Source organism: Streptomyces racemochromogenes, assembly GCF_039535215.1.
Classification (GTDB): domain Bacteria; phylum Actinomycetota; class Actinomycetes; order Streptomycetales; family Streptomycetaceae; genus Streptomyces; species Streptomyces racemochromogenes.
In genome coordinates this window covers 2,273,268-2,297,956 of sequence record NZ_BAAAWT010000001.1, presented here as the reverse complement: position 1 = coordinate 2,297,956, position 24,689 = coordinate 2,273,268, and the positions used below count along the sequence as shown (strand labels likewise).

Here is a 24,689-nt window from a genome sequence, read left to right as displayed (position 1 = left end):
GCTAGAACTCCACCTTCTGGTCGCGGCGGCGGATGACCGTCACCTCGTCGCGCTGGTTGCCGGTCGGGCCCAGGTAGTTGAAGGCCCAGGTCAGCTGGGCGTAGCCGCCGATGAGGTGGGTGGGCTTGAGCATCACCCGGGTCAGCGAGTTGTGGATGCCGCCTCGGCGGCCCGTCTTCTCGGTCCTGGGCACGCCGACCGTGCGTTCCTGCGCGTGGTTCATGTAGACGGTGCCGGGCGGCATCTTGTGGGAGACGATCGCGCGGGCGGTGACCACGCCGTTGCGGTTGACCGCCTCGATCCAGTCGTTGTCGGCGACCCCGATCGCCTCGGCGTCCTGCGGGGACATCCACACCGTCTGCCCGCCGCGGCCCAGGGTCATCATGTAGAGGTTGTCCTGGTACTGGCTGTGGATCGCCCACTTGTTGTGCGGGGTGAGGTAGCGGACGGCCACCGACTTCTGGTCGACGACGCCCAGTTCGGGTTCCCCGTACAGGGCGTGCATGTTCAGCGGCGGCTTGTAGACGGGCAGCGACTCGCCGACCTCGTGCAGCCAGTCGTGGTCGATGAAGAAGTGCTGGCGGCCCGTGAGGGTGTGCCAGGGCTTCAGGTGCTCGGTGTTGACGGTGAAGGCGGTGTAGCGGCGCCCGCCCGACTCCGATCCCGACCACTCGGGCGAGGTGATCACCGGGACCGGGCGGGCCTGGGTGTCGGCGAAGGAGATCCGCTTGCCCTCCGCCTCGGCGGCCAGGTGGGCCATGTGCGTGCCGACCTTCTTCTCCAGGGTCTCGAATCCCCGGGTGGCGAGCCGGCCGTTGCTCGTCCCGGACAGCGCGAGGATCGCCTCGCAGGCCCGCCGCGCGGTGTCCAGCCGGGGGCGGCCGTCGCCGGCCCCGCCCCGGACCAGGCCGTTCTTCTCGCCGAGGTGGGCGACCTCCTCGGCCACGTCGAAGGTGATCGCCTTCGTGGTGACGCCGAGCCGGTCGATCAGCGGGCCGAGCGCGGAGAACTTCTCGCCGACCGCCCCGTAGTCCCGCTCGACCACCTTCAGGTCGTACATCGTCCGGCCCGGTACGGGCTCGCACTCGCCCTTCGACCAGTCCAGCGCGACCCCGCCCGGCTGGGCCATCTCCCCGCCCGGCGTGTCGTGCTGGAGGGCGGTCGCCACCAGGTCCCGGCGCACGCCGAGGTGGGTGGCGGCGAGCTCGCCGAAGCGCTCGGCGAGGCCGCGGAAGGCGTCGTAGTCGGAGCGCGCCTGCCAGGGCGGGTCCACGGCCGGGGTGAAGGCGTGCAGGAAGGGGTGCATGTCCGTGGAGGACAGGTCGTGCTTCTCGTACCAGGTGGCGGCCGGCAGGACCACGTCCGACAGCAGCGTCGTGGACGTCATCCGGAAGTCCATCGACATCAGCAGGTCGAGCTTCCCCTCCACGTCCTCCTCCCGGTACGCGACGTCCCTGGGCGTGCAGCGCGGCCCGTCGTCGGGGAGGTTGGAGTGCGTGCCGAGCAGGTGCTTGAGGAAGTACTCGTTGCCCTTGGAACTGGAGCCGAGGAGGTTGGCCCGCCACACGTTCAGCACGCGCGGCCAGTTGCGCGGGTCGTCGGGGTCCTCGCCGGCGAAGCCGAGCGTGCCCTCCTCCAGCGCGCGCACCGCGTCCGCCACCGGGTCGGCGCTCTCGCCCAGCTCCAGGGGGTTGCGGTCGAAGGTCGGGTACGAGGGCATCCAGCCCATCCGGGCGCTCGCGGCCAGGCAGTCGGCGCCGCTCATGCCCTCGAAGGCGCCCTCGGCGAGCGGGGAGGCCAGGGCCCGCGCCGGGAGGGTGTCGTAGCGCCACTGGCCGGTGTGCAGGTAGAACCAGGCGGCGCCGATCATCTGGCGCGGCGGGCGCGACCAGTCGGAGGCCGCGGCCAGGGTGGCCCAGCCGGTGACCGGGCGGCACTTCTCCTGGCCGACGTAGTGGCCCCAGCCGCCTCCGTTGCGGCCCTGGCAGCCGGTGAGGGTGAGCAGGGCGAGGAAGCAGCGGTAGATGGTCTCCGAGTGGAACCAGTGGTTGGTGCCGGCTCCCATCAGGATCATGCAGCGGCCCTGCGAGGCCTCGGCCGTCGAGGCGAACTCCCGTGCCACCCGGGCCGCCTGCGCGGCGGGCACCGAGGTCAGCGACTCCTGCCAACCGGGGGTGCCGGGCTGGGAGGCGTCCTCGTAGCCGGTGGGCCACTCGCCGGGCAGGCCCGCGCGGGCCACCCCGTACTGGGCGAGCATCAGGTCGAAGACGGTGGTCACGGCCTTCCCGCCGATGCGGCGCACGGGCACCCCGCGGCGGACGGTGCCGCCCCGGCCGCCGGCCCGTTCGTCGTCCTCGAAGCGGGGGAGCACGATCTCGGCGCTCTCGCCCTCCCCCAGCAGGGTCAGCCGGGGCACGGTGGTGCCGAGGTCCAGGTTCCATTCAGGGGTCTCGTTCGCGCCCCAGCGGTGCCCGAGGGTGCCGTTCGGTACGACGGGCTCGCCGGTGGCGTCGTCGACCAGGACCGTCTTCCACTCGGCGTTCTCGGTGTCCTGTCCGAGATCGGCGGCGGTGACGAACTTGCCCGGGACCAGCCCGTGCTCCGTTTCCCGAAGCGAGACCAGGAACGGCAGGTCCGTGTACCGGCGGACGTAATCCGTGAAGAAAGGGGTCTCCTTCTCCACGAAGAATTCCTTCAGGATGACGTGCCCCATCGCGAAGGCCAGCGCGCCGTCCGTACCCGGGTGCGGGTGCATCCACTCGTCGGCGAATTTCGTGTTGTCCGCGAAATCCGGGGAGACCGTCACGACCTTCTGCCCGCGGTAGCGTGCCTCGGCCATCCAGTGCGCGTCGGGAGTGCGGGTGACGGGGACGTTCGACCCCCACATCATCAGGTAGGCGGCGTCCCACCAGTCCCCGGACTCGGGCACGTCCGTCTGGTCGCCGAACACCTGCGGCGAGGCCACCGGCAGGTCGGCGTACCAGTCGTAGAAGCTCAGCATCGGCGCGCCGATGAGGGAGTGGAAACGGGCCCCGGCGGCGTGCGAGGCCATCGACATCGCCGGGATCGGAGAGAAGCCGGCCACCCGGTCCGGGCCGTGCTCCCTGATGGTGTGCACGTGCGCGGCGGCGGTGATCTCCAGCGCCTCCTCCCACGTGGCCCGCACCAGCCCGCCCTTGCCGCGCGCCCGCTGGTAGCGGCGGCGGCGCTCCGGGTCGCCCTGGACGTCGGCCCAGGCCAGGACGGGATCGCCCAGGCGCGCCTTGGCCTCGCGGTACATCTCCAGCAGCACGCCGCGCACGTACGGGTAGCGCACCCGGGTGGGGGAGTAGGAGTACCAGGAGAACGAGGCGCCGCGCGGGCAGCCGCGGGGCTCGTACTCGGGGCGGTCGGGGCCGACCGAGGGGTAGTCGGTGGCCTGCGTCTCCCAGGTGATGATGCCGTCCTTGACGAACACCTTCCACCGGCAGGAACCGGTGCAGTTCACGCCGTGGGTGGAGTGGACCACCTTGTCGTGGCTCCACCGGTCCCGGTAGAAGGCCTCGGCGGCCCGGCCGCCGGTCCGGTGCACCGTGCGCAGGTCGTCGGAGACGTCGGCGCGGGTGAAGAAACTCCCCGCGCGGACGAGGGAATCGACGGCTGAGCCGACGGCTGAATCCACGGCTGAATCGACGGAATCACGCGCGTTCAAGGTGACCCTCCAGGCGACCGGAAACGGAGTGGGCGGGGCGGCCACGGGAAAGCGGACCACTCGTCGACGCTACGCCGGTCACCAAGGGGCGGCGGGCGGCAAAGGTCCCGGCGGCGGGTGACCAACTTCCGCTTTTCCGCAGGCCTGTCGTCCGGACGCGGGCGGAATCAAATAGCGCGGGAAAACTCCACTTTGAAAGCGTGGAACGATGAATTCATGGCTCGGAAACGGAATCGGATGTGGATCCCGGACCAGCACGGGGCGTGGGCGATGCTCGCCGTGCCCTTCCTCGCGGGCACCGTCCTGGCCCCGCACCCCGGGTGGCGGCACCTGCTCCTGCTGGCCGCCTGGCTGCTCGGGTACGCGGCGGTCTTCCACGGCCAGCAGTGGCTGCGGCTGCACGCGCGCGGGCTGCGCTCGGCGCGGCGGCACACCCTGCCGGCGCTGGTCCTCGGCGGTGCCTGCGCGCTCGCCGCCGTACCCCTGGCGGTGCTCCACCCCTGGCTGCTGCTCGCGGCCGCGGCGGCCGCCCCCTTCCTGGCGGTCACCACCTGGTACGCCCGGCGGGGCCGCGAACGGGCCCTGGCCAACGGCCTCGCGGCGGTGGTCCCGGCGTGCGGCATGGCCTTGGTCGCGGCCCGGCTCGGCGGGCTCGGCCCGGAGCGGGCGTGGCCGGCGGCGGTGGCGTGCCTGCTGTACTTCGCGGGGACGGTGCCGTACGTCAAGACGATGATCCGCGAGCGGGGTTCGCGGGCGTACCGGCGGGGCTCGGTGGCGTACCACGCCGCGGCGCTCGCGCTGGCCGCGCTCCTCTCCCCGTGGCTGGCCCTCCCCTTCGCCGCGTACCTCGCCCGCGCGGCCGCCCTCCCCGGGCGGGGCCTGCGCCCGGCCGCCGTCGGCGCGACGGAACTCGCCTGCGCGGGCGCCCTGCTGGCGGCGTTGGCCCTTTCCTGACGCGCCGCTCGCGCGGCTCGGCCGCGGGCGGCCTCCCCGGCTTCGCGTCGCTGCGCCGGCCTCCTGCGGTCGGACCCGGGGCGGGGTCGGCCCGGGTGGCTGGTGCCGGTGGGGCGTGTGCGGCTGGTGTGCCGCTGCGCGGGGCTGGTCCCCTACCCGCCCTTCGCCCGTTCCCCGGGCTGTGCGCGGGGGTCTGGGGGCTCCGCCCCAGACCCCCGCGCTCAAACGCCGCGCGGGCTGGATACATCCAGCCCGCGCGGCGTTTGAGCGCGACGGGGTCAGGGGCTCCGCCCCTGGGAACGGTGGAAGGGCGGGTAGGGAACCAGCCCCGCGCAGCGGCCACCCACCCACACAGACGGCCGAACCTGCGGAGCTAGATGGCTTCCTTGCGCGTCAAGAAGTTGAACGACACCCACCCCGGCAGCACCGGCAGCCAGAAGGTCATCAGCCGGAACAGCAGCACCGCCGAGATCGCGACCTCCTTCTCCAGCCCCGCCGCGATCAGACCCAGCGTCAGGGTGGTCTCCACCGCGCCCATGCCGCCCGGCGTCGGCGCCGCCGAGCCCAGCGCGTTGCCCGCCAGGAACACCACCGCGATGCTCGCGTAGCTGATGGCCTCGCCGCCCCCGAACGCGCGGATCGAGGCGTCCAGGCACATCACGAAGCAGCCGGTCAGCAGCAGCATCCCGCCGATGCCCGTCACCAGCTTCTGCGGCCGCTGGAGGACGTCCAGCATGCGCGGCACCACGCCCGCGAACAGCGCCCGCACCCGCGTCACCACGAACTTCCGCAGGAGCGGCACCGCCGTGACGACCAGCACCAGCACCGCCACCGTCAGCAGACCCGCGATCACCGTCCTCGACGGGGCCATCTCCGGGGTCTTCTCGGTACCCGTCAGGTAGCCGAAGGCCAGCAGCAGCAAGATGTGACTGGCCAGGCCGAACAGCTGCGACGCTCCGACGCTCGCCACGGCCAGCCCCGGCCGGACCCCCGCCCGCTGCAGGAACCGGGTGTTCAGCGCGACACCGCCGACCGCCGCCGGAGCCACCAGCTTCACGAACGACCCCGCGACCTGCGCGACCACCGTCCGCAGGAAGGGGACCCGCTCCGGGACGAAGCCCAGCAGGCTCATCGCCGCCGCGAAGTACGTCAGCACCGAGAAGGCCAGCGCCGCCCCGACCCAGCCCCACTGCGCCTCGGTGATGATCGTCGCGAAGTCCACGTGGGCCAGCTGCGTGAGCAGGAAGTACGCACCGAAGGCACCTGCGATGAAGGACACCAGCGTGCGCGGCCGGATCCGTTCCAGCCGGGCCGGCTCCACCGGCGCCTGCGGGCGGATCAGCAGCACCTGCTGGCGGATCTGGCTCAGCAGGTCCTCCTCCCGCGCCCCCTCCAGGGCGTCGTCCAGCGCCCTCTTCTCGGCCTTGCGGTCGGCCGCGGCGGAGGTGGCCGCCGTGGCCGACCCGGCCTCGGAGCCCGCCTCCCGCGCCGCCTTCGCCGCCCGCGAGGACTCCAGTACGGCTTCCCGCTGCCGGTCGGCCCGCTCCCGGGCCAGCCTGCGCAGGGTCGCCCGGGTGGAGCGGCTCAGCGCGATCGGCTGGAGCAGCGGCAGGCAGTCCGCCACCGTGTCCGGGCCGAGCACCGACACCGCCGAGGCCACCGACCGCTCGGCGCCGACCCGCAGGCCGAGCGTGGTCAGCAGCTGCGCGACGTCCATCCGCAGCACCAGGTCGCCGGCCGCGATCTCACCGCCCCGCAGGTCCGTGAGGATCACCTTGCCGGAACGATCCACCACCAACGCGTCGCCCGTGAGCCGCCGGTGCGCGATCCGGCGCGACTGCAGGGCCCGTACCTGCTCCCAGGCGTTGCGGGTCAGCTCGTCGGTGATCTCCTCGTCGGCGAGGGCGTCCAGGTTCCGGCCGCCCAGGTGCTCGTAGACGAGCATCACGGCGTCCGGGCCCAGCTCGGAGGTGGCGATCAGCTTCGGCGCGTTCGCCCCCGCCGCGATGGCCGCGTACGCGAGCAGGGCCTCCTGCTCCAGGGCCTGGCGCAGCGACTGGATGCTGCGCCGGGTGGTGATCCCGCGCAGGGTCATCCGCCGCCAGACCCGGTAGAAGAAGCCCTGCGCCTGCTGTTCCCGGTCCACGACGGTGACGTCCAGCGGCGGCCCGTCCTCCAGCGTGACGTGGTACCGGCGGCCGCGGTCGCCGGTCTCGGTGCTGTCCCCGTCCGCGGCCTCCGCGCGCATCGCGCTGACCGGCTGGAAGCCGACGCGGCGCAGCCCGGCGAGGAGGTTCTGCCCGGTGGGCCGGACGTTCGGCGAGCCGACGGCGTACAGGGTCCCGTAGGCCACGCTCCAGCCGATGAGCACCGTCAGGATGATCGAGAACGGCGTGGTGTAGCCGCTGACCAGCATGGCGAAGGCGTCCAACAACAGCACCACCCACAGCGCGACCCGCCAGCGGGGCCGCCGGGTCATCCCGACGGCCGTCATGTACGCGATCACCGGCGCGAGGTACCCGTGCACCGGGTCGGTGGAGCCCGACGTGGCCGTGGCCCGCGTCAGGGCGTCCTGGATGGTCTCGGGGGCGCCCTGGGACACCCACAGGTCGGTGGCCAGGGTCACCCCGTGCGCGAGGACGGCCGCGAGGACGCCGTCGGCGATGCGCAGCCCGTCGCGCTTGATCAGCCGCTCGATGGCGAAGGCCACCGGTACGAGGAGCACGGCGATGCTGGACACCAGCCCCGCGACCTTGATCAGCAGGGCGGGCGCCTGGCCGGTGCCCTGCGTGATGTCCTGCTCCAGGCCCGCGGTGGTGCCGTGGGCGAACGCGGCGATGCCGAGCACGACGGCGATGCCGAGGACGCCGGCGAGGAGTCGTACCAGGTCGGAGGGCCGGTGCACGCGGGCGGCGAGCAGCGGCTCGTCCACCTCGACGCGGTCGGCCTCCGTCGGCGTGTGGCCGGGCGGGTCGTCGGGGTGCGCCTCGTCCGGGCGCGACGGGTCGTCGGGGTGCGCCTCGTCCGGGCGCGCGTCATCGCCCCTCGCCGCGCCGTCCGGAGGGCTCACAACCCGCTCCTTCGCCGTCACATCCGTCTCTTCTTGATCACGTATCACCAGTCACCGCCCGGACGATGGTGGCACGGACGGGCGGCCGCGCGGGGCAGCAGGGTGCGCGCCGGTACGGAAGGAAGGCTTCCACCGGACCGCGCGGAGCATCCGGCACCATGTGCCGAATGAGCGATGAGCTGCCCGCCTACGCGGAGCGGGTACTGGAGGCGGCCGAGCGGATTCCGCCCGGCCGGGTGATGACGTACGGGGACGTCGCCGAGTGGCTCGGCGAGGGCGGCCCGCGCCAAGTCGGGCGTGTCATGGCCCTGTACGGAGGAGCCGTGCCCTGGTGGCGCGTGGTGCGGGCGGACGGCGTACCCCTGCCCGGCAGCGAACGGCGCGCCCTGGAGCACTACCGGACCGAGGGCACCCCGCTGCGCGAGACCCCCTCCGGCGAACCCCGGCTGGCCATGCGCAGGGCGCGCTGGGACGGGCGCGAGGAGGGGGCCGGAGGCGACGAGGCTCACACCTGACAGCTTCCGGCATCCGAGACGCGGGCGGAGGGTCGAAGGCCCGTACGGAGGACGGCACCGCGGCCCTCCCGGGCGACTTCCGCACCCCGCGGGACGGACTGCGGCGGCCGGCGCGGTTGGCGTAGCGTTGCCTCTTCGGCGTACGCGGCCGAGGTCCCCCCGACCGCCGCGGCCGCCGGGCAGACCGCAGCAACCGCAGACCCACCAGGACCGGCACCCCACGTGATCACCTCTCCCCCCGGCCGCTCGGAGCGGCGTACGCGCACGCCTGACGCGTACCGCCTGGTGCGCACCGGGCCGGTCCAGGTGGCTCCCCCTGTTCTGGACGCAGCCCAGCGGGCGGTGGTTGATCACACCCGCGGACCCCTGCTGGTCCTGGCCGGGCCCGGCACCGGCAAGACGACCACCCTCGTGGAGGCCGCCGCCGCCCGGGTCGAGGCCGGCACCGACCCCGCCCGGATCCTGATCCTCACCTTCAGCCGGAAGGCGGCCGTCGAGCTGCGCGACCGCGCCGCCCTGCGGCTCGGCGGCGCCCGCGCCCCGCAGGCCACCACCTTCCACTCCTTCTGCTACGGCCTGGTCCGCGCCCACCAGGACCACGAACTGTTCGCGGACCCGCTGCGGCTGCTGTCCGGTCCGGAGCAGGACGTGATGGTCCGCACCCTGCTGGAGGGCCAGCGGCGGCTGCGGTCCATCCGCTGGCCGGACGACCTGCGGGCCGCGCTGACCACGCGCGGGTTCGCCGACGAGGTCCGCGCCGTCTTGGCCCGCGCCCGCGAACTGGGCCTGGGCCCCGAAGCCCTCGCCGGCTTCGCCGACCGCATCGGCCGCCCCGACTGGAAGGCGGCCGCGGCCTTCCTCTCCGAGTACCTCGACGTCCTCGACCTCCAGGGCTCCCTCGACTACGCGGAGCTCCTGCACCGCGCCGTACTCCTGGCGGAGACCACCCCGGCCCTGCCCGCCTCGTACGACGTGATCCTGGTGGACGAGTACCAGGACACCGACGCCTCCCAGCTGCGGCTGCTGCGCGCCCTGAACGGCCCGGCCGGGACGCTGGTGGCCTTCGGCGACCCCGACCAGTCCATCTACGCCTTCCGCGGCGCCGACATCAACAACGTCCTCGACTTCGAGTCGGCCTTCCCCGGCGCGTCGGTCCGCGCCCTGACGACGGGCCGCCGCTCGGGAGCGAACCTGCTGGCCGCCACCCGCCTCCTCACCACCCGCATGCCCCTGCCGCGGCTGCCCGCGGCCGCCGTCCGCGCCCACCGGGACCTCGCCGCGGCCCGGGAGGGCGGCAGCGTGGAGGTGTACACGTACCCGACAGCCGGCGCCGAGCTGGACAACATCGCCGACGTGCTGCGCCGCGCCCACCTGGAGGACGGCGTCCCCTGGCGGGACATGGCCGTCCTGGTCCGCGCGGGCGGCCGCACCCTCCCGGCGATGCGGCGCGCCCTGATCGCGGCGGGAGTCCCGGCGGAAACGGACGCCGCCTCCACCCCCCTCCGCCACGAACCCGCCGTCGCCCCCCTCCTGACAGCCCTCCGCCTCACGGCCACCGCCGCCGTTGCCCTGCCGGGCGAGGAGGGGGAGGGAACGCCCCCGCCGGCCGACGCCGAAGCCCTGCCGGGCACGGACGACGCGGCGGAGATCGCTGCCCTGCCGGGCGGAACCCCGGAGGGCCCCGCCCACCCGGGTGGGACCGGCCCGGCGGCCGCCGAAGCCGTTGCCCTGCCGGGCGCGGACGACGCGGCGCCCCAGGCCGACGCCCTGCCGGGCGCCGACGAGGCGGCGGTCGGGGCCCGGCCGGACACGGAGACGGGTGCCACCGCCCTGGGGGCCGTGCTGCCGGAGGCCGCCGAGGCGGCAGGCTCCGATGGGCCCGGTGCCGCCCTGCCGGACGCGGTCCCGGACGAGCCCGCCCGCCCCGGCGTGCCCGATCCGTCGGCTGGGGCAACCGCCCTGCCGGACGCGGCCGTCCCGCAGGATGACGCCGATGCCGACGCCGACGCCGATGCCGACGCCGATGCCGATGCCGACGCCGATGCCGATGCCGACGCCGATGCCGATGCCGATGCCGATGCCGATGCCGATGCCGATGCCGACGCCGATGCCGACGCCGACGCCGACGCCGACGCCGTCGGTACGGGACCGGGCGCCGCAGGGGCCGAGACGGGCTTGCCCGCTCGTGACTTCGGGGCGAGTGGGCGGGACCTTCCCCCGGGCTTCGGCGCCGAGGCGGGTGCGGAGCCGCTGCCCGGCGAGGGCGGGGCGCCGGGTGCCGGCGGCACCGCCGTCGTGCCCGGCGCGGACGGGTCCGGCTCCGTAGCCGCCGGGGCGGGATCCGGCGCGGACGGGGGCGGCCCCGACGGGAGCACCGTGACCGCCGGAGGCGAAGGGTGGGTCGGGGTCGAAGGGGCCCTGGCCCTGCTGGCCTCGCCGCTCGGCGGGATGGACGCCGCCGATCTGCGGCGGCTCGGGCGGGCGCTGCGGGACGAGGAGCGGGCCGCCGGCGTCGCCGTGCCCGCGCCCTCCGACGTGCTGCTGGCCCGCGCCCTCGCCGAGCCCGAGCGGCTCACCGCCCACGACCCCGCCTACGCCCGCGGCGCGCAGCGCCTCGGCCTGCTGCTGCGCAAGACCCGCGAGCTGCTCCAGGGCGGCGGCACCGCCGAGGAGGCCCTCTGGACCCTCTGGGACGGCACCCCCTGGCCGCAGCGCCTCGAACGCCAGGCCCGCCGCGGCGGCACCGGCGGCCGCAACGCCGACCGGGACCTCGACGCGGTCTGCGCCCTCTTCGACAACGCCGCCCGCGCGGAAGAACGTACCGGCGGCCGCGGCGCGCTCAACTTCCTCGAACAGCTGGAGGCCGAGGACATCGCCGCCGACACCCTCACCGGCAGGGCGGTCCGCACCGACGCCGTACGCCTGATGACCGCCCACCGCTCCAAGGGCCTGGAGTGGGGCCTCGTCGTCGTCGCCGGGGTCCAGGAAGGGCTCTGGCCCGACCTGCGCCGCCGCGGCTCCCTCCTCGAAGCCGACCGCATCGGCCGCGACGGCCTCGCCGAACCCCTCACCCCCGGCGCGCTCCTCGCCGAGGAGCGCCGGCTGTTCTACGTCGCCGCCACCCGCGCCCGCGACCGCCTCGTCGTCACCGCCGTCAAGGCCCCCGCCGAGGACGGCGACCAGCCCTCCCGCTTCCTCACCGAACTCGGCGTCACCCCCAAGGACGTCACCGGCCGCCCCCGCCGCCCCCTCGCCGTGCCCGCGCTCGTCGCCGAGCTCCGCGCCACCACCGTCGACCCCGACGCCTCGCCCGCGCTGCGCGACGCCGCCGCCCGCCGCCTGGCCCGCCTCGCCGCGCTCACCGACGACGAGGACCGCCCCCTGGTCCCCGCCGCGCACCCGCAGCGCTGGTGGGGCCTGTACGAGCCCACCGCCTCCGCCGCGCCGCTGCGCGACCCCGACCGGCCCGTCACCCTCTCCGGCAGCGCCCTGGACCAGCTCGCCAACACCTGCTCCCTCCAGTGGTTCCTCGGCCGCGAGGTCAAGGCCGACGCCCCCTCCACCGCCGCCCAGGGCTTCGGCAACGTCGTCCACGTCCTCGCCGACGAGGTCGCATCCGGCCGCACCCCCGCCGACCTGGCCGTCCTCATGGAGCGCCTCGACTCCGTCTGGGACGCCCTCGCCTTCGACGCCCCCTGGAAGTCCCGCCAGGAGAAGGACAACGCCCGCGCCGCCCTGGAACGCTTCCTGCGCTGGCACACCACCGACCGCGGCGGCCGCTCCGCCGTCGCCACCGAGCACGACTTCGACGTCACCCTCGACGCCGGCGAGTACGCCGTACGGATCCGCGGCTCCATGGACCGCGTCGAGGCCGACCCGCAGGGCCGCGCGTACGTCGTCGACTTCAAGACCGGCAAGGGCGCCCCGACCAAGGACCAGGTCGCCCGCCACCCGCAGCTCGCCGTCTACCAGCTCGCCGTCCGCGAGGGCGCCGTCGACGAGGTCTTCGACGGCCGCCGCCCCGAACCCGGCGGCGCCGAACTCGTGCAGCTGCGCCAGGGCGCCGCCAAGCGCGACGGCGGCGACGAGGTCCCGAAGATCCAGGCGCAGGAACCCCTGTCCGGGTCAGCCGCCGGCCCCGGCGACGGCACCGGCTCCGGCGACGGCGAATGGGTCGGCGACCTGCTCGCCACCGCCGCGGGCCGGGTCCTCGACGAACGCTTCGCCCCCGCCACCGGCGAACACTGCGCCCGCTGCAGCTTCCGCAGCGCGTGCAGCGCCCGCCCCGAGGGCCGCCAGACCGTGGAATGAGACGCCGGCCGGGAGTGTCGGCGGCTCCGGCTAGCCTTCTGAGGTGACCGCGTACGTGTCCGGGCGGGCCCCCGCCCTCGACGATCCCGAGCAGCTCAAGGAGCTCCTCGGGATCCCGTTCACGCCCGAACAGCTGGCCTGCGTCACCGCCCCCGCCGCCCCCCAGGTCATCGTCGCGGGCGCCGGCTCCGGCAAGACCACCGTGATGGCCGCCCGCGTCGTCTGGCTCGTCGGCACCGGCACCGTCGCCCCCGAACAGGTCCTCGGCCTGACCTTCACCAACAAGGCCGCCGGCGAGCTCGCCGAGCGCGTCCGCAAGGCCCTGGCCCGGGCGGGCGTCACCGACCCCGACCCGTCCCCGGCCGACGTCGAGGCGGGGACGGCCGGCGGCGAGCCCCGCATCTCCACCTACCACGCCTTCGCCGGGCAGCTCCTCAAGGACCACGGCCTGCGCATCGGCCTGGAGCCCAGCGCCCGCCTCCTCGCCGACGCCACCCGCTTCCAGCTCGCCGCGAAGGTGCTCCGCGAGGCCCCCGGCCCCTACCCCTCCCTCACCAAGTCCGTTCCCGACCTGGTCAGCGACCTCCTCGCGCTCGACGGGGAACTCTCCGAGCACCTCGTCGACCCCGACGCGCTGCGCGCGTACGACACCGGGCTCCTCGACGTCCTCGCGGACACCAAGCTCACCAACGACGACCTGCGCAAGGTCCCCGAGGCGGTACGCGGCCGCCTGGAGCTGCTGGAACTGGTCTCCCGCTACCGCGCCGCCAAGCGCTCCCGCGACCTCTTCGACTTCGGCGACCAGATCGCCCTCTCCGCCCGGCTCGCCACCACCCGCCCCGAGGTCGGCGCCCTGCTCCGCGAGGAGTTCCGGGTGGTCCTCCTCGACGAGTACCAGGACACCTCCGTCGCCCAGCGGCTTCTGCTGTCCGGCCTCTTCGGCGCGGGCACCGGGCACGCGGTGACCGCCGTCGGCGACCCCTGCCAGGCCATCTACGGCTGGCGCGGCGCGTCCGTCGCCAACCTCGACGACTTCCCCGAGCACTTCCCGCACGCCGACGGCCGCCCCGCGACCCGCCTCTCCCTCAGCGAGAACCGGCGCAGCGGGGGCCGCCTCCTCGACCTCGCCAACGGCCTCGCCGCCCCGCTGCGCGCCATGCACGAGGGCGTCGAGGCGCTGCGCCCCGCCCCGGGCGCCGAACGCGACGGCACGGTCCGCTGCGCCCTGCTGAACACCCACGCCGAGGAACTGGAGTGGCTCGGCGACTCCGTCGCCCACCTGGTGCGCACGGGCCGGGAGCCCGGCGAGATCGCGGTGCTGTGCCGCTCCGCCGCCGACTTCGCGCGGATCCAGGCGGTCCTGGTCGCCCGTGACGTCCCGGTCGAGGTCGTCGGCCTGTCCGGGCTGCTCCACCTCCCTGAGGTGGCCGACCTGGTCTCCGTCTGCGAGGTGCTCCAGGACCCCGGGGCCAACGCCGCCCTGGTACGCCTCCTCGTCGGCCCCCGCTGGCGGATCGGCGCCCGCGACCTGGCCCTCCTCGGGCGCCTCGCCCGGCAGCTGGTCACCCGCCCCGACGCCGCCGACGGCCCCGACGGCCGGCTCGCGGCGGCGGTCGAGGGCGTCGACCCCGCCGAGGTCGTCTCCCTGGCCGACGCGCTGGACACCTTCCTGGACGGCTCGGCCCCCGGGGACCTGCCCTTCTCGGCGGCAGCCCGGGTCCGCTTCGCGCACCTCGCCCAGGAGCTGCGCGACCTGCGCCGCTCGCTCTCCGACCCGCTGATGGACGTCCTGCACCGCGTCCTGGCCACGACGGGCCTGGACGTGGAGCTCTCCGCCTCCCCCCACGCCCTCGCGGCCCGCCGCCGCGAGACCCTCTCCAACTTCCTGGACGTCGCGGCCGGCTTCGCCGCCCTGGACGGCGAGGCCACCCTGCCGGCCTTCCTCGGCTTCCTGCGCACCGCCGCCCAGTACGAGAAGGGCCTCGACCACGCCCTGCCGGGCGGGGAGAACACGGTGAAGGTCCTCACGGCCCACAAGTCCAAGGGCCTGGAGTGGGACGTGGTGGTCGTCCCCGACCTGTGCGCGGGCTCCTTCCCGAAGGAGAAGGCCCCCGAGGCCTGGACCGCGCACCCGAAGGTCCTGCCGTACGCCCTGCGCGGCGACGCCGGCACCCTCCCGGCCGCCCCGGCGTGGACCTCGGCGGGCCTGAAGTCCTTCAAGGCCGCCCTCAAGTCCCACAAGGAGACGGAAGAGCTCCGCCTCGGCTACGTCACCTTCACCCGCCCCCGCTCCCTCCTCCTCGCCTCGGGCCACTGGTGGGGGCCGACCCAGAAGCGCCGCCGGGGCCCCTCGGCGTTCCTGCAGGCCCTGTACGCCCACTGCGAGGCGGGCTACGGCGAGATCGAGGCCTGGGCGGAGGAGCCGGCCCCGGACGCCGAGAACCCGGCCCTGGCCGGCGACGCCGCCCAGGACCACTCCTGGCCCCTGCCCCTGGACCCGGCCTCCCTGGCCCTCCGCCGCGAGGCGGCCGCCCTGGTCGAAGCCCACCTCACCCGGCCCCCGTCCGATGAGCCCCCCTACCTCTGGCCCCCCGACTGCGAGGACCCGTCGTACGAAGACGAACCGGTCCCCCCGGCGGACGACCTGTGGGCGGGGTCCACCGTGCCCGCGCTGTCCCCGGACGAGGACGACCTGTGGGCCGGCGAGGCCGTGCCCGCCCGGCCCGGCGCGCCGGGCCCGTCCCCTGGGGCGGGGACTGCCGTGCCCGCGGTGTCCCCGGACGAGGACGACCTCTGGGCCGGCGAGGCCGTGGCCTCGGACCCCGGCCCGGCCCGCGGCGACGCCCCCGCCGACGACCCCTGGGCCGGCGAGGCCGCACCGCGGAGCGGCACCGGCGACCGGGACGAGGACCTCTGGGCCGGCGAGGCCGGGGGCCCGGCGCGGCCGTACCCGCACGCCACCGGGCCGCGACGCCCGCAGCGGCCCGGCGCCCCCCGCCCGCAGGGCCCGCCGCGCGGCGGTACGGGTGACCTCACCCCCGAGGAGGCCCGCGCGGTGGCCTCCTGGGACCGGGACCTCGACGCCCTCGAGGGCGAGCTCCGCCGTGCCCGCGCAGCCGTGCGGGACGTCGAGTTGCCCTCCGCCCTGTCCGCGAGCCAGCTCCTGCGACTGGCCGCCGACGAGCAGGCCTTCGTACGCGATCTCGCCCGCCCCATGCCCAAGCCCCCGCAGCCCGCGGCCCGCCAGGGCACCCGTTTCCACGCCTGGGTGGAGTCCCGCTTCGACGAGCTGCCCCTGCCGCTCCTCGACGACCTCCTCGATCCCGCCGCCGACCTCCCCGGCTCCGACCAGGAGGTCGCCGACGAGGCCGACCTCGCCGCCCTCAAGGCCGCCTTCGAGCGCAGCGAGTACGCCGAGCGCACCCCGTACCGGATGGAGGCCCCGGTCCAGCTGACCCTCGCCGGCCGGGTGATCCGCGGCCGGATCGACGCCGTGTACCGCGACGCGGACGGCTCGTACGAGGTGGTCGACTGGAAGACCGGCCGCACCACCCAGGCCGACCCCCTCCAGCTCGCCGTCTACCGCCTCGCCTGGGCGGAAGCCACCGGCACCCCCCTCGACCGGGTCTCGGCGGCCTTCCTGCACGTCCGCAGCGGCCGCGTGATCCGCCCCCGTGACCTGCCGGGACGCGAGCGTCTTGAGCGGATCCTCCAAGGCGAATCGGGCCCGGACGGCGCCCCCCGGGCGGACGGCTAGGCTCGTGGCCATGAGCGAAACCCCGGACAGCGTCGTCCGCACGTACATCGACACCCACCGCGCCGCCTTCCTCGACGACCTCGCCGAGTGGCTGCGCATCCCCTCCGTCTCGGCGCAGCCCGAGCACGCGGACGACGTACGCCGCAGCGCCGACTGGCTCGCCGCGAAGCTCAAGGAGACCGGCTTCCCGGTCACCGAGGTGTGGGACACCCCGGGCGCCCCCGCCGTGTTCGCGCACTGGCCGGCCGCCGACCCGGCCGCCCCCACCGTCCTCGTCTACGGGCACCACGACGTCCAGCCCGCCGCCCTCGCCGACGGCTGGCACACCGAGCCGTTCGAGCCGGTCGTCAAGGACGGCCGGATGTACGGGCGCGGCGCCGCCGACGACAAGGGCCAGGTCTTCTTCCACACCCTCGGCCTGCGCGCCCACCTCGCCGCGACCGGGGCCGAGGCCCCCGCCGTGCACCTCAAGCTCCTCATCGAGGGCGAGGAGGAGTCCGGCTCCCCGCACTTCCGCGACCTCGTCGAGGCCCGCGCCGCCGCACTCGCGGCCGACGTCGTGATCGTCTCCGACACCGGCATGTGGTCCGAGACCACCCCCACCGTCTGCACCGGCATGCGCGGCGTCGCCGACTGCGAGATCGACTTCCACGGCCCCGACCAGGACATCCACTCGGGCGCCTTCGGCGGTGCCGTGCCCAACCCGGCCACCGTCGCCGCCCGCGTCGTCGCGGCGCTGCACGACGAGGACGGCCGGGTCACGCTCCCCGGCTTCTACGACGGCATCGCCGAGCTCACCGACGCCGAGCGCCGGCTGATCTCCGAACTGCCCTTCGACGAGGCCGAGTGGCTGCGCACGGCCAAGTCGTACGCGGCCGCCGGCGAGGCCGGGTACTCCACCCTCGAGCGCGTCTGGGCCCGCCCGACCGCCGAGGTCAACGGCATCGGCGGCGGCTACCAGGGCCCCGGCGGCAAGACCATCGTGCCCGCCTCCGCCCACCTGAAGCTGTCGTTCCGCCTGGTCTCGGGGCAGGACCCGTACGAGGTCGAGGCGGCCTTCCGGGACTGGCTCGCGGCCCGCGTCCCCGCCGGGATCCGGTACTCCGTCACCTTCGGCGCGCCCACCCGCCCCTGCCTGACCCCGCTGGACCACCCGGCGCTGCGGTCCGTCGTCCGCGCCATGGGCCGCGCCTTCGGCCGGCAGGTCCGCTTCACCCGCGAGGGCGGCTCGGGCCCGGCGGCCGACCTCCAGGACGTGCTGGACGCGCCCGTCCTGTTCCTCGGGATCTCCGTCCCGTCCGACGGCTGGCACTCGCCGAACGAGAAGGTCGAGCTCGACCTGCTCCTCAAGGGCGTGGAGACCACCGCCTACCTGTGGGGCGACCTCGCCGCGAACTGGTCGCCGCCGCGGCCCGCGGCGGCCACCGCCGCCACGGCCTGAAGAGCCCGAAGCACGTCCCGTACGCCTGCCTTGTCCCACCACCGGGGGAGTTGGAAGTACCAGTGAGCACCCACACCGAGCGTCCTCTGTCGCTCACCGCGCCCAGCGGCATCGACCGCGCCGCGCACCACCGCCTCGACGAGGCGTGGCTCGCCGCCGCCTGGAGCCACCCGACGACCCGCGTCTTCGTCGTCTCCGGCGGCCAGGTGCTGATCGACGACACCCCCGACGGCGGCACGGGCATCGTGATGACCCCCGCCTTCGAGGCCCCGGTCACCGAGACGCACCGGTACTTCCTGGGCACGGACGAGGACGGCATACGGTACTTCGCGCTGCAGAAGGACTCCCTGCCGGGCCGCATGGACCAGTCGGCCCGCCCGGCCGGGCTCCGCGAGGCCGGGCTGCTGCTGAACCCGCGCGACGCGGGCCTGATGGTGCACGCGGTGGCGCTGGAGAACTGGCAGCGCATGCACCGCTTCTGCTCCCGCTGCGGCGAGCGCACCGTCGTGGCGGCGGCCGGCCACATCCGCCGCTGCCCGGGCTGCGGGGCCGAGCACTACCCGCGCACCGACCCGGCGGTGATCATGCTGGTCACCGACGAGCGGGACCGGGCGCTGCTGGGCCGCCAGGTGCATTGGCCGGAGGGCCGCTTCTCGACGCTGGCGGGCTTCGTGGAGCCGGGCGAGTCGATAGAGCAGTCCGTGGTCCGCGAGGTGTGGGAGGAGGCGGGGGTGCGCATCGGCGAGGTCGAGTACGTCGCCAGCCAGCCCTGGCCGTTCCCGTACAGCCTGATGCTGGGCTTCAACGCCCGCGCGGTCAGCTCGGAGATCACGGTCGACGGCGAGGAGATCCAGGAGGCCCGCTGGTTCTCCCGCGAGGACTACCGCGCGGCGATCGAGGCCGGCGAGGTGCTGCCCCCGTCGGGCATCTCCATCGCGGCCCGCCTGGTCGAGCTCTGGTACGGGCAGCCGCTGCCCAAGGGGCCCTCGGCGGTCTGAGCCGCCGGCGCCCGGCCGCGTCCACGGCGGGCATCGCCGCGGACGCGGAACGGCCCCCGCCGCGGCGGGGGCCGTTCCGGAAGCGCGCGTCGCGGACGGTCAGACGGCGAGGGCCTGCTTGACCTGGGCCAGGCTCGGGTTCGTCATCACGGACTCGCTGCCGGCGGCGGACTTCACGAGCACGGTGGGGACCGTCTGGTTGCCGTTGTTGGCCTTCTCCACGAACGCCGCGGACTCCGGGTCGAGCTCGATGTTGATCTCGTTGTACGCGATGCCTTCGCGGTCCAGCTGGGTCTTCAGCCGACGGCAGTAGCCGCACCAGGTGGTGCTGTACATCGTGACGGTGCCGGTGTCCTGCATGCTCGCTCCTCTGTGGGATGTCGGTGGATCGCGGGGCCGGTGGTGATCCGAGGAGTCGAACGTCCCGCCCCGCCGTGCCATTCCCGCCGCGCCGCCCGGTGTGACCGATCCGACTGCCGGCCGGCCCGTTCCCGGCCCGGCCGTGGCCGGGCCTTGCGGCACCTGCTGATCCACCGGTCCGGCCGGTACGACGGATCCCGCGGGCCTGTGGACGGGTTTCCCGTCCGGCCCACCGGACCTGGCAGCATGGCGGGGTGACAGCAGCAACGCACTCCTCATCCGTACCGGCCGGCGGCGGCGCGCCCGACGTCGACGCCGACGCCGTGCTCCAGGGCCTGGACCCTGAGCAGCGCGAGGTCGCCACGACCCTGCGCGGCCCGGTGTGCGTGCTGGCGGGTGCCGGTACCGGCAAGACCCGCGCGATCACCCACCGCATCGCCTACGGCGTCCGCTCGGGCCAGCTGATGCCGGCCAGCGTGCTCGCCGTCACCTTCACCAACCGGGCCGCCGGCGAGATGCGCGGCCGGCTGCGCTCCCTGGGCGCGGGCGGTGTCCAGGCCCGCACCTTCCACTCCGCGGCCCTGCGCCAGCTCCAGTACTTCTGGCCCCGGGCGATCGGCGGGGAGGTGCCCCGGCTCCTGGAGCGCAAGATCCAGTTCGTGGCCGAGGCCGGCGCGCGCTGCCGCGTCCGCCTCGACCGCAACGAGCTGCGCGACGTCACCGGCGAGATCGAGTGGGCCAAGGTCACCCAGACCGTCCCCGCCGACTACCCGGCGGCCGCCCTCAAGGCCGGCCGCGAGGCCCCCCGCGACATGGCCGAGATCGCCCAGATCTACGGCACGTACGAGCAGCTCAAGCGCGACCGCGGCATGATCGACTTCGAGGACGTGCTGCTCCTGACCGTCGGCATCCTCCAGGACCGCCACGACATCGCCGAGCAGATCCGCACCCAGTACCAGCACTTCGTGGTGGACGAGTACCAGGACGTCAGCCCGCTCCAGCAGCGCCTGCTGGAGCTGTGGCTCGGTGACCGCGACAGCCTCTGCGTCGTCGGGGACGCCAGCCAGACGATCTACTCCTTCACCGGCGCCACCCCCGACCACCTGCTGAACTTCCGCACCCGCTACCCGCAGGCCACCGTGGTCAAGCTGGTCCGCGACTACCGCTCCACCCCCCAGGTGGTCCACCTCGCCAACGGCCTGCTGAACCAGGCCCGCGGCCGGGCCGCCGAACACCGGCTGGAGCTGGTCTCCCAGCGCGAGCCCGGCCCCGACCCGGTCTACGCCGAGTACCCCGACGAGCCCGCCGAGGCCGAGGGCGTGGCCCGCCGGGTCCGCGACCTGATCGCGGCCGGGGTCCCGGCCGGCGAGATCGCCGTGCTCTACCGCATCAACGCCCAGTCCGAGGTCTACGAGCAGGCCCTCGCCGACGCCGGCGTCCCGTACCAGCTGCGCGGCGCCGAGCGCTTCTTCGAGCGCGCCGAGGTGCAGAAGGCGGTCCTCGCGCTGCGCGGAGCCGCCCGCTCCGCCGGCAACGACCCGCTGCTCGACGACGTCGTCGAGCTCGGCGCCCAGGTCCGGGCCGTGCTCAGCTCCACCGGCTGGACCGCCGAGCCGCCGGCCGGCTCCGGCGCCGTGCGCGACCAGTGGGAATCGCTGGCCGCGCTGGTCCGCCTCGCCGAGGACTTCGCCCGCTCCCGCCCCGGCGCAGGGCTGGCCGAGCTCACCGTCGAACTGGACGAGCGCAGGGCCGCGCAGCACGCGCCGACCGTCCAGGGCGTCACCCTCGCCTCGCTGCACGCCGCGAAGGGCCTGGAGTGGGACGCCGTCTTCCTGGTCGGCCTCACCGACGGCATGGTGCCGATCACGTACGCCAAGACCGACGAGCAGGTCGAGGAGGAACGCCGGCTGCTCTACGTCGGCGTCACCCGGGCGCGGCTGCACCTGACCCTCTCCTGGGCGCTCTCCCGGGCCCCGGGCGGCCGGGCCTCCCGCCGCCCCAGCCGCTTCCTGAACGGGCTGCGGCCGGGCTCCGCGGCCCCCGCCGGCCGGGCGGGCGCCGCGGCCGAGGGCGCGCCGCGCAAGCGGGGCCGCCGCGGGCCGGTGCTGTGCCGGGTCTGCGGCCGGACCCTGACCGAGGCCGGGGACATCAAGCTGATGCGCTGCGGGGACTGCCCCTCGGACATGGACGAGGGGCTCTACGAGCGGCTGCGGGAGTGGCGGGCCACTCAGTCGAAGCTCCAGGGAATGCCCGCATATTGTGTGTTCACGGACAAAACCCTCATGGCCATCGCGGAGGCCGCGCCCTCCGAGCCCGGAGAGCTCGCGATGATCTCCGGCGTGGGGGGCCGCAAGCTCGACCGCTACGGGACCGACGTCCTGGCCATCTGTGCTGGTCAGGAGACTGACGGTGAGGATTCTGACGACGCGTAGAAACTCGTCGGAAAAATAGTTTGCACATGCCCGGCGAAGCCCCATAGGTTCTTAGCAACGGAAACGGTGGCTTCTCCGAAGCTCCGGATCCGTGCTGTACTTATCCGAATACATGGGACAGGCCCCCGGGCCGAGTCCCCGAGACGCCGAGAGGAGGCGAGACCAGTGACCAGCTTCATGACCTTCACCAAAATGACCGATCGCTCGGTCGCCGCTTCCTGCCTGCTCGGTTCCGTCTCCCTCCGGGGCACCGGTCTGTCCGCGATTGCCGCTGACGGCCCCGCCCTGCTGGCGACCCTTCCGGTCAGCGAGCGCAACGAGCGACCGACCCAGGCACTGGTGGCAGTAGCGGGAGCCCAGAAGGCGCATGGCGCCTATGGCTTCGCGGCCGCGGCCGGTGCCGGATCCAAGACGCAGCAGACGCAGAACAAGCAGCACCACCTGATGTGGGCCTTCCGCGGGCTCGAACCCTGGAGTGATCCAGCCTGATCGCATGATCAGGCCGGCGCCTTCAGGGCCGCGGAACCCCACCCGGGATCCGCGGCCCTTCTGTTTGTCCCCGAACGGGGACGACGGAGCGAAGGGGCCTCGGGACTGGCAAGACCAGGTACCACAGCCGCCACCCGGCCGACCGGCCGGAACGACTAGCCGAACAAGACGAGGAAGAAAACACCGTGCAACTCGAAGCGCACGCCCCGTCCGTACCGCAGACCCAAACGATCTCCCCGCCCGCAGTCCCGGAGGACCACGCCTTGACCCCCCTCACCGCGCTCACCGCGCTCGACGACGCCATCGAGAACCTCGGCGTCCCCGTACCGTGCCGCACCTTCGACCCCGAGGTCTTCTTCGCCGAGTCCCCGGCGGACGTCGAGTACGCCAAGTCCCTCTGCGGCACCTGCCCGCTGGTCGAGGCCTGCCTCGCCGGCGCCAAGGAGCGCCGCGAGCCCTGGGGCGTCTGGGGCGGAGAGCTCTTCGTCCAGGGCGTGGTCGTGGCCCGCAAGCGGCCGCGTGGCCGCCCGCGCAAGAACCCGGTTGCAGCGGCATGACCGCCATCGGAACCATCGACCGCCCCCTCACGCACGACCCCTTGAAGCAGGCCCCCATGTCCCCCCACGCCACCACGAGCGAGCAGCCGCACGGCTCCGCCACCGCAGACTTCATCACCGCAGGCGCGACCACCTCGCGTCAGAACAGGACCCGCGAAATGCAACTCATCCCAGAAGCCCTGGCCCGTGCCCATATGGACGACCGCATGCGCGAGGCGGACGCCGAGCGTCACGCCCTGCGCCTGGTCGCCGCGCGGCGCATGCAGCGAAGGGCCGAGCGCGTCTCCATGCGCGCCCGGCGCGCGCTGGCCATGGCCGTCATGCACTGAGCGGGCGACCGGCCCGACCGGGCCGCAAGCCGCTCGAAAGCGACGTGAAAGCCACGTGAAAGGCGCCGGAGCCCGCTGAACACAGCGGGCGACGGCAGACCCCGGGGGGACCGGTCCGAACGGACCGGTCCCCCCGGTGCGTTGCGGGGCCCCGCGCGGGCCGACGGGGATATCGTCTGGTGGTGGACCAGCCGACCCCCCACCCCACCCCGCCGGGGCCCGAGGCCCCGACCGTCGTCTGCGCGCGCTGCGGAGCCCGCTCCCCGGAAGGCGGCCCGCCGCCCACCTGGACGTGCTCGGTGGAGAACGGGACCAGACAGTACTTCTGCGTCGACTGCGCGCGCGCCAACCTCCGGGCGATCGAGGGCAGGCTCGACTCCTCCTGGTGGTGATCCCCGCCCGGATCAGTCCTCGGGCAGGAACCCCGGCAGCCAGGACTCCAGTTCGTCCCGCAGCCGCACCGTCGCGCCCAGCTGGCACAGCACCCCGATGGTGCTCAGCGTCACCCGGTGGATCAGCAGGTAGGACGGCGGCAGGTTGATCTGCCGCCCCAACTGGTGGGCGGGCGAGCGGGGATCGGCGATCCGCGCCGCCTGCCCGCGCAGCCACGGCCGGGTGAAGGTGAACTCCTCGGCCTCGGCGGGCTCGATGATGGGCTTGAGGTAGTCCAGCACCGCGTCCGGGTCGAGCTCGATGCTCTTCCTGACGAACCCCTCGGCGCACAGGTGCCCGTAGACCCCCTCGGCGTCCCCCTCCAGGGTCATCCGCAGGGAGCGGCCGATGGGCTTGGGCCAGCCCCCCGGCAGCCGGTCCACCGTGCCGAAGTCCAGGACGCCCAGCCGCATCCGGCCGTCCGCCCCCGACACCAGCCGGAAGTTGCCCGGATGCGGATCGGCGTGCAGCAGCCCCGTGCGCGCGGGCCCCGAGAAGAGGAACCCGGCCAGCAGCTGCCCGGCACGGTCGCGCTCCTCCCGCGTCCCGTCGGCGATCACCTCGGAGAGCGGGGTGCCCTCCAGCCACTCCGTCACCAGCACCTGGTCACCCTGGTACACGACGTCCGGGACGACCACGTCCTCGTCGGCGGCGAAGGCGTCGGCGTGGGTGCGCTGCGCCTCGGCCTCCAGCTCGTAGTCCAGCTCCTCCGCGACCCGGTCGCGCAGTTCGGTGATCAGCGGCTTGAGGTCCATGCCCGGGACCAGCGGCCCCAGCAGGCCCGCGAACCGGCCCAGCTGCTTGAGGTCGGACAGCAGCGCCTCCCCGGCCCCCGGGTACTGGACCTTGACCGCCACCTGCCGCCCGTCGTGCCACACCGCCCGGTGCACCTGCCCGATCGAGGCGGCCGCGGCCGGCTTGTCCTCGAACTCCTCGAACAGCTCCCGCCAGTCTTCGCCGAGCCGCTCCGCCAGCACCTCGTGCACCCGTGCCGCCGGCAGCGGCGGGGCCGCCTCCTGAAGCTTCGTCAGCGCCGCCCGGTAGGGCCCCGCGACCTCCTCGGGAAGCGCCGACTCGAACACCGAGAGGGCCTGCCCGAACTTCATCGCGCCGCCCTTCAGCTCCCCGAGCGTGCGGAACAGCTGCTCGGCGGTGCGCTGCTGGAGCTCGCGGGCCACGATCTCGGCCGACTTCCCGCCGATCCGCTTGCCCAGCCCCCAGGTGGCCCGGCCCGCGATGCCGAGCGGGAGCGCGGCCAGCTTGACGGTGCGCGTGACCGCCTTCCGGGGAAGATCGGACATGAGCCCCTCCAGTTTCCGGACTGCTGCGCCGCGAGCGGCGGTTCGGGGCGCG

15 protein-coding genes are annotated in these 24,689 nt (G+C 74.5%); 11 read left to right on the top strand and 4 right to left on the bottom strand.

What is annotated here, in order from left to right; all coding sequences use genetic code 11:
- Position 1: 1 nt before the first annotated feature.
- On the bottom strand, positions 2-3,661 hold the full coding sequence (locus tag ABD973_RS10320) for a nitrate reductase subunit alpha (protein ID WP_345499918.1): 3,660 nt from the start codon (positions 3,659-3,661) through the stop codon (positions 2-4).
- A 246-nt stretch (positions 3,662-3,907) separates the two neighbouring features.
- Here ABD973_RS10320 and ABD973_RS10315 point away from each other — a divergent pair, with 246 nt between their 5' ends.
- A complete protein-coding gene (locus tag ABD973_RS10315) occupies positions 3,908-4,645 on the top strand; it encodes a YwiC-like family protein (RefSeq protein ID WP_125822434.1) in 738 nt (245 codons plus the stop codon).
- 373 nt (positions 4,646-5,018) lie between these two features.
- Here the strand turns inward: ABD973_RS10315 and ABD973_RS10310 are convergent, their stop codons facing one another.
- Positions 5,019-7,763: a lysylphosphatidylglycerol synthase transmembrane domain-containing protein gene (locus ABD973_RS10310; protein WP_125603754.1), complete on the bottom strand. Its 2,745-nt coding sequence runs from the start codon at positions 7,761-7,763 to the stop codon at positions 5,019-5,021.
- A gap of 119 nt (positions 7,764-7,882) precedes the next feature.
- On the opposite strand from ABD973_RS10310, the gene ABD973_RS10305 reads away from it, so the two are divergent.
- From ABD973_RS10305 to nudC, 5 genes are all read left to right on the top strand, one after another.
- Positions 7,883-8,230 (top strand): MGMT family protein, encoded by a 348-nt coding sequence (locus tag ABD973_RS10305; protein ID WP_277607510.1) that lies wholly within the window; start codon positions 7,883-7,885, stop codon positions 8,228-8,230.
- Positions 8,231-8,515: 285 nt separating this feature from the next.
- Complete coding sequence (locus ABD973_RS10300; RefSeq protein ID WP_425586116.1) at positions 8,516-12,541, top strand: UvrD-helicase domain-containing protein; 4,026 nt, start codon at positions 8,516-8,518, stop codon at positions 12,539-12,541.
- Positions 12,542-12,584: 43 nt separating this feature from the next.
- The gene (locus ABD973_RS10295) at positions 12,585-16,298 is read left to right on the top strand and encodes a UvrD-helicase domain-containing protein (protein ID WP_345499913.1); all 3,714 of its coding nucleotides are present in this window, start codon (positions 12,585-12,587) and stop codon (positions 16,296-16,298) included.
- Between the two features lie 10 nt (positions 16,299-16,308).
- Entirely contained in the window at positions 16,309-17,739 is a 1,431-nt protein-coding gene (locus ABD973_RS10290; RefSeq protein ID WP_125822436.1) for a dipeptidase, read from the top strand.
- A gap of 50 nt (positions 17,740-17,789) precedes the next feature.
- Positions 17,790-18,737, top strand: coding sequence for an NAD(+) diphosphatase (nudC, locus tag ABD973_RS10285; protein WP_125603612.1), 948 nt, complete (start codon positions 17,790-17,792; stop codon positions 18,735-18,737).
- Between the two features lie 99 nt (positions 18,738-18,836).
- Here nudC and ABD973_RS10280 read toward each other — a convergent pair whose 3' ends face one another.
- Positions 18,837-19,097, bottom strand: coding sequence for a mycoredoxin (locus ABD973_RS10280; RefSeq protein WP_007266404.1), 261 nt, complete (start codon positions 19,095-19,097; stop codon positions 18,837-18,839).
- A gap of 254 nt (positions 19,098-19,351) precedes the next feature.
- Between ABD973_RS10280 and ABD973_RS10275 the strand changes: the two genes are divergently transcribed.
- The 5 genes from ABD973_RS10275 to ABD973_RS10255 all read left to right on the top strand — a co-directional run bounded on the left by ABD973_RS10275 (position 19,352) and on the right by ABD973_RS10255 (position 23,296).
- On the top strand, positions 19,352-21,529 hold the full coding sequence (locus ABD973_RS10275; protein WP_241253380.1) for an ATP-dependent DNA helicase UvrD2: 2,178 nt from the start codon (positions 19,352-19,354) through the stop codon (positions 21,527-21,529).
- A 165-nt stretch (positions 21,530-21,694) separates the two neighbouring features.
- Complete coding sequence (locus tag ABD973_RS10270) at positions 21,695-22,018, top strand: hypothetical protein (protein ID WP_386381593.1); 324 nt, start codon at positions 21,695-21,697, stop codon at positions 22,016-22,018.
- 185 nt (positions 22,019-22,203) lie between these two features.
- Positions 22,204-22,575, top strand: a complete 372-nt coding sequence (locus ABD973_RS10265) for a WhiB family transcriptional regulator (protein WP_007266407.1) — start codon at positions 22,204-22,206, stop codon at positions 22,573-22,575.
- The gene (locus ABD973_RS10260) at positions 22,572-22,904 is read left to right on the top strand and encodes a hypothetical protein (protein ID WP_125822437.1); all 333 of its coding nucleotides are present in this window, start codon (positions 22,572-22,574) and stop codon (positions 22,902-22,904) included. The genes ABD973_RS10265 and ABD973_RS10260 overlap by 4 nt, the downstream gene beginning before the upstream one ends.
- A gap of 182 nt (positions 22,905-23,086) precedes the next feature.
- The gene (locus ABD973_RS10255; protein ID WP_125822438.1) at positions 23,087-23,296 is read left to right on the top strand and encodes a hypothetical protein; all 210 of its coding nucleotides are present in this window, start codon (positions 23,087-23,089) and stop codon (positions 23,294-23,296) included.
- A gap of 12 nt (positions 23,297-23,308) precedes the next feature.
- Here ABD973_RS10255 and ABD973_RS10250 read toward each other — a convergent pair whose 3' ends face one another.
- Positions 23,309-24,637: an ABC1 kinase family protein gene (locus ABD973_RS10250; RefSeq protein WP_125822439.1), complete on the bottom strand. Its 1,329-nt coding sequence runs from the start codon at positions 24,635-24,637 to the stop codon at positions 23,309-23,311.
- Between the last annotated feature and the right edge of the window lie 52 nt (positions 24,638-24,689).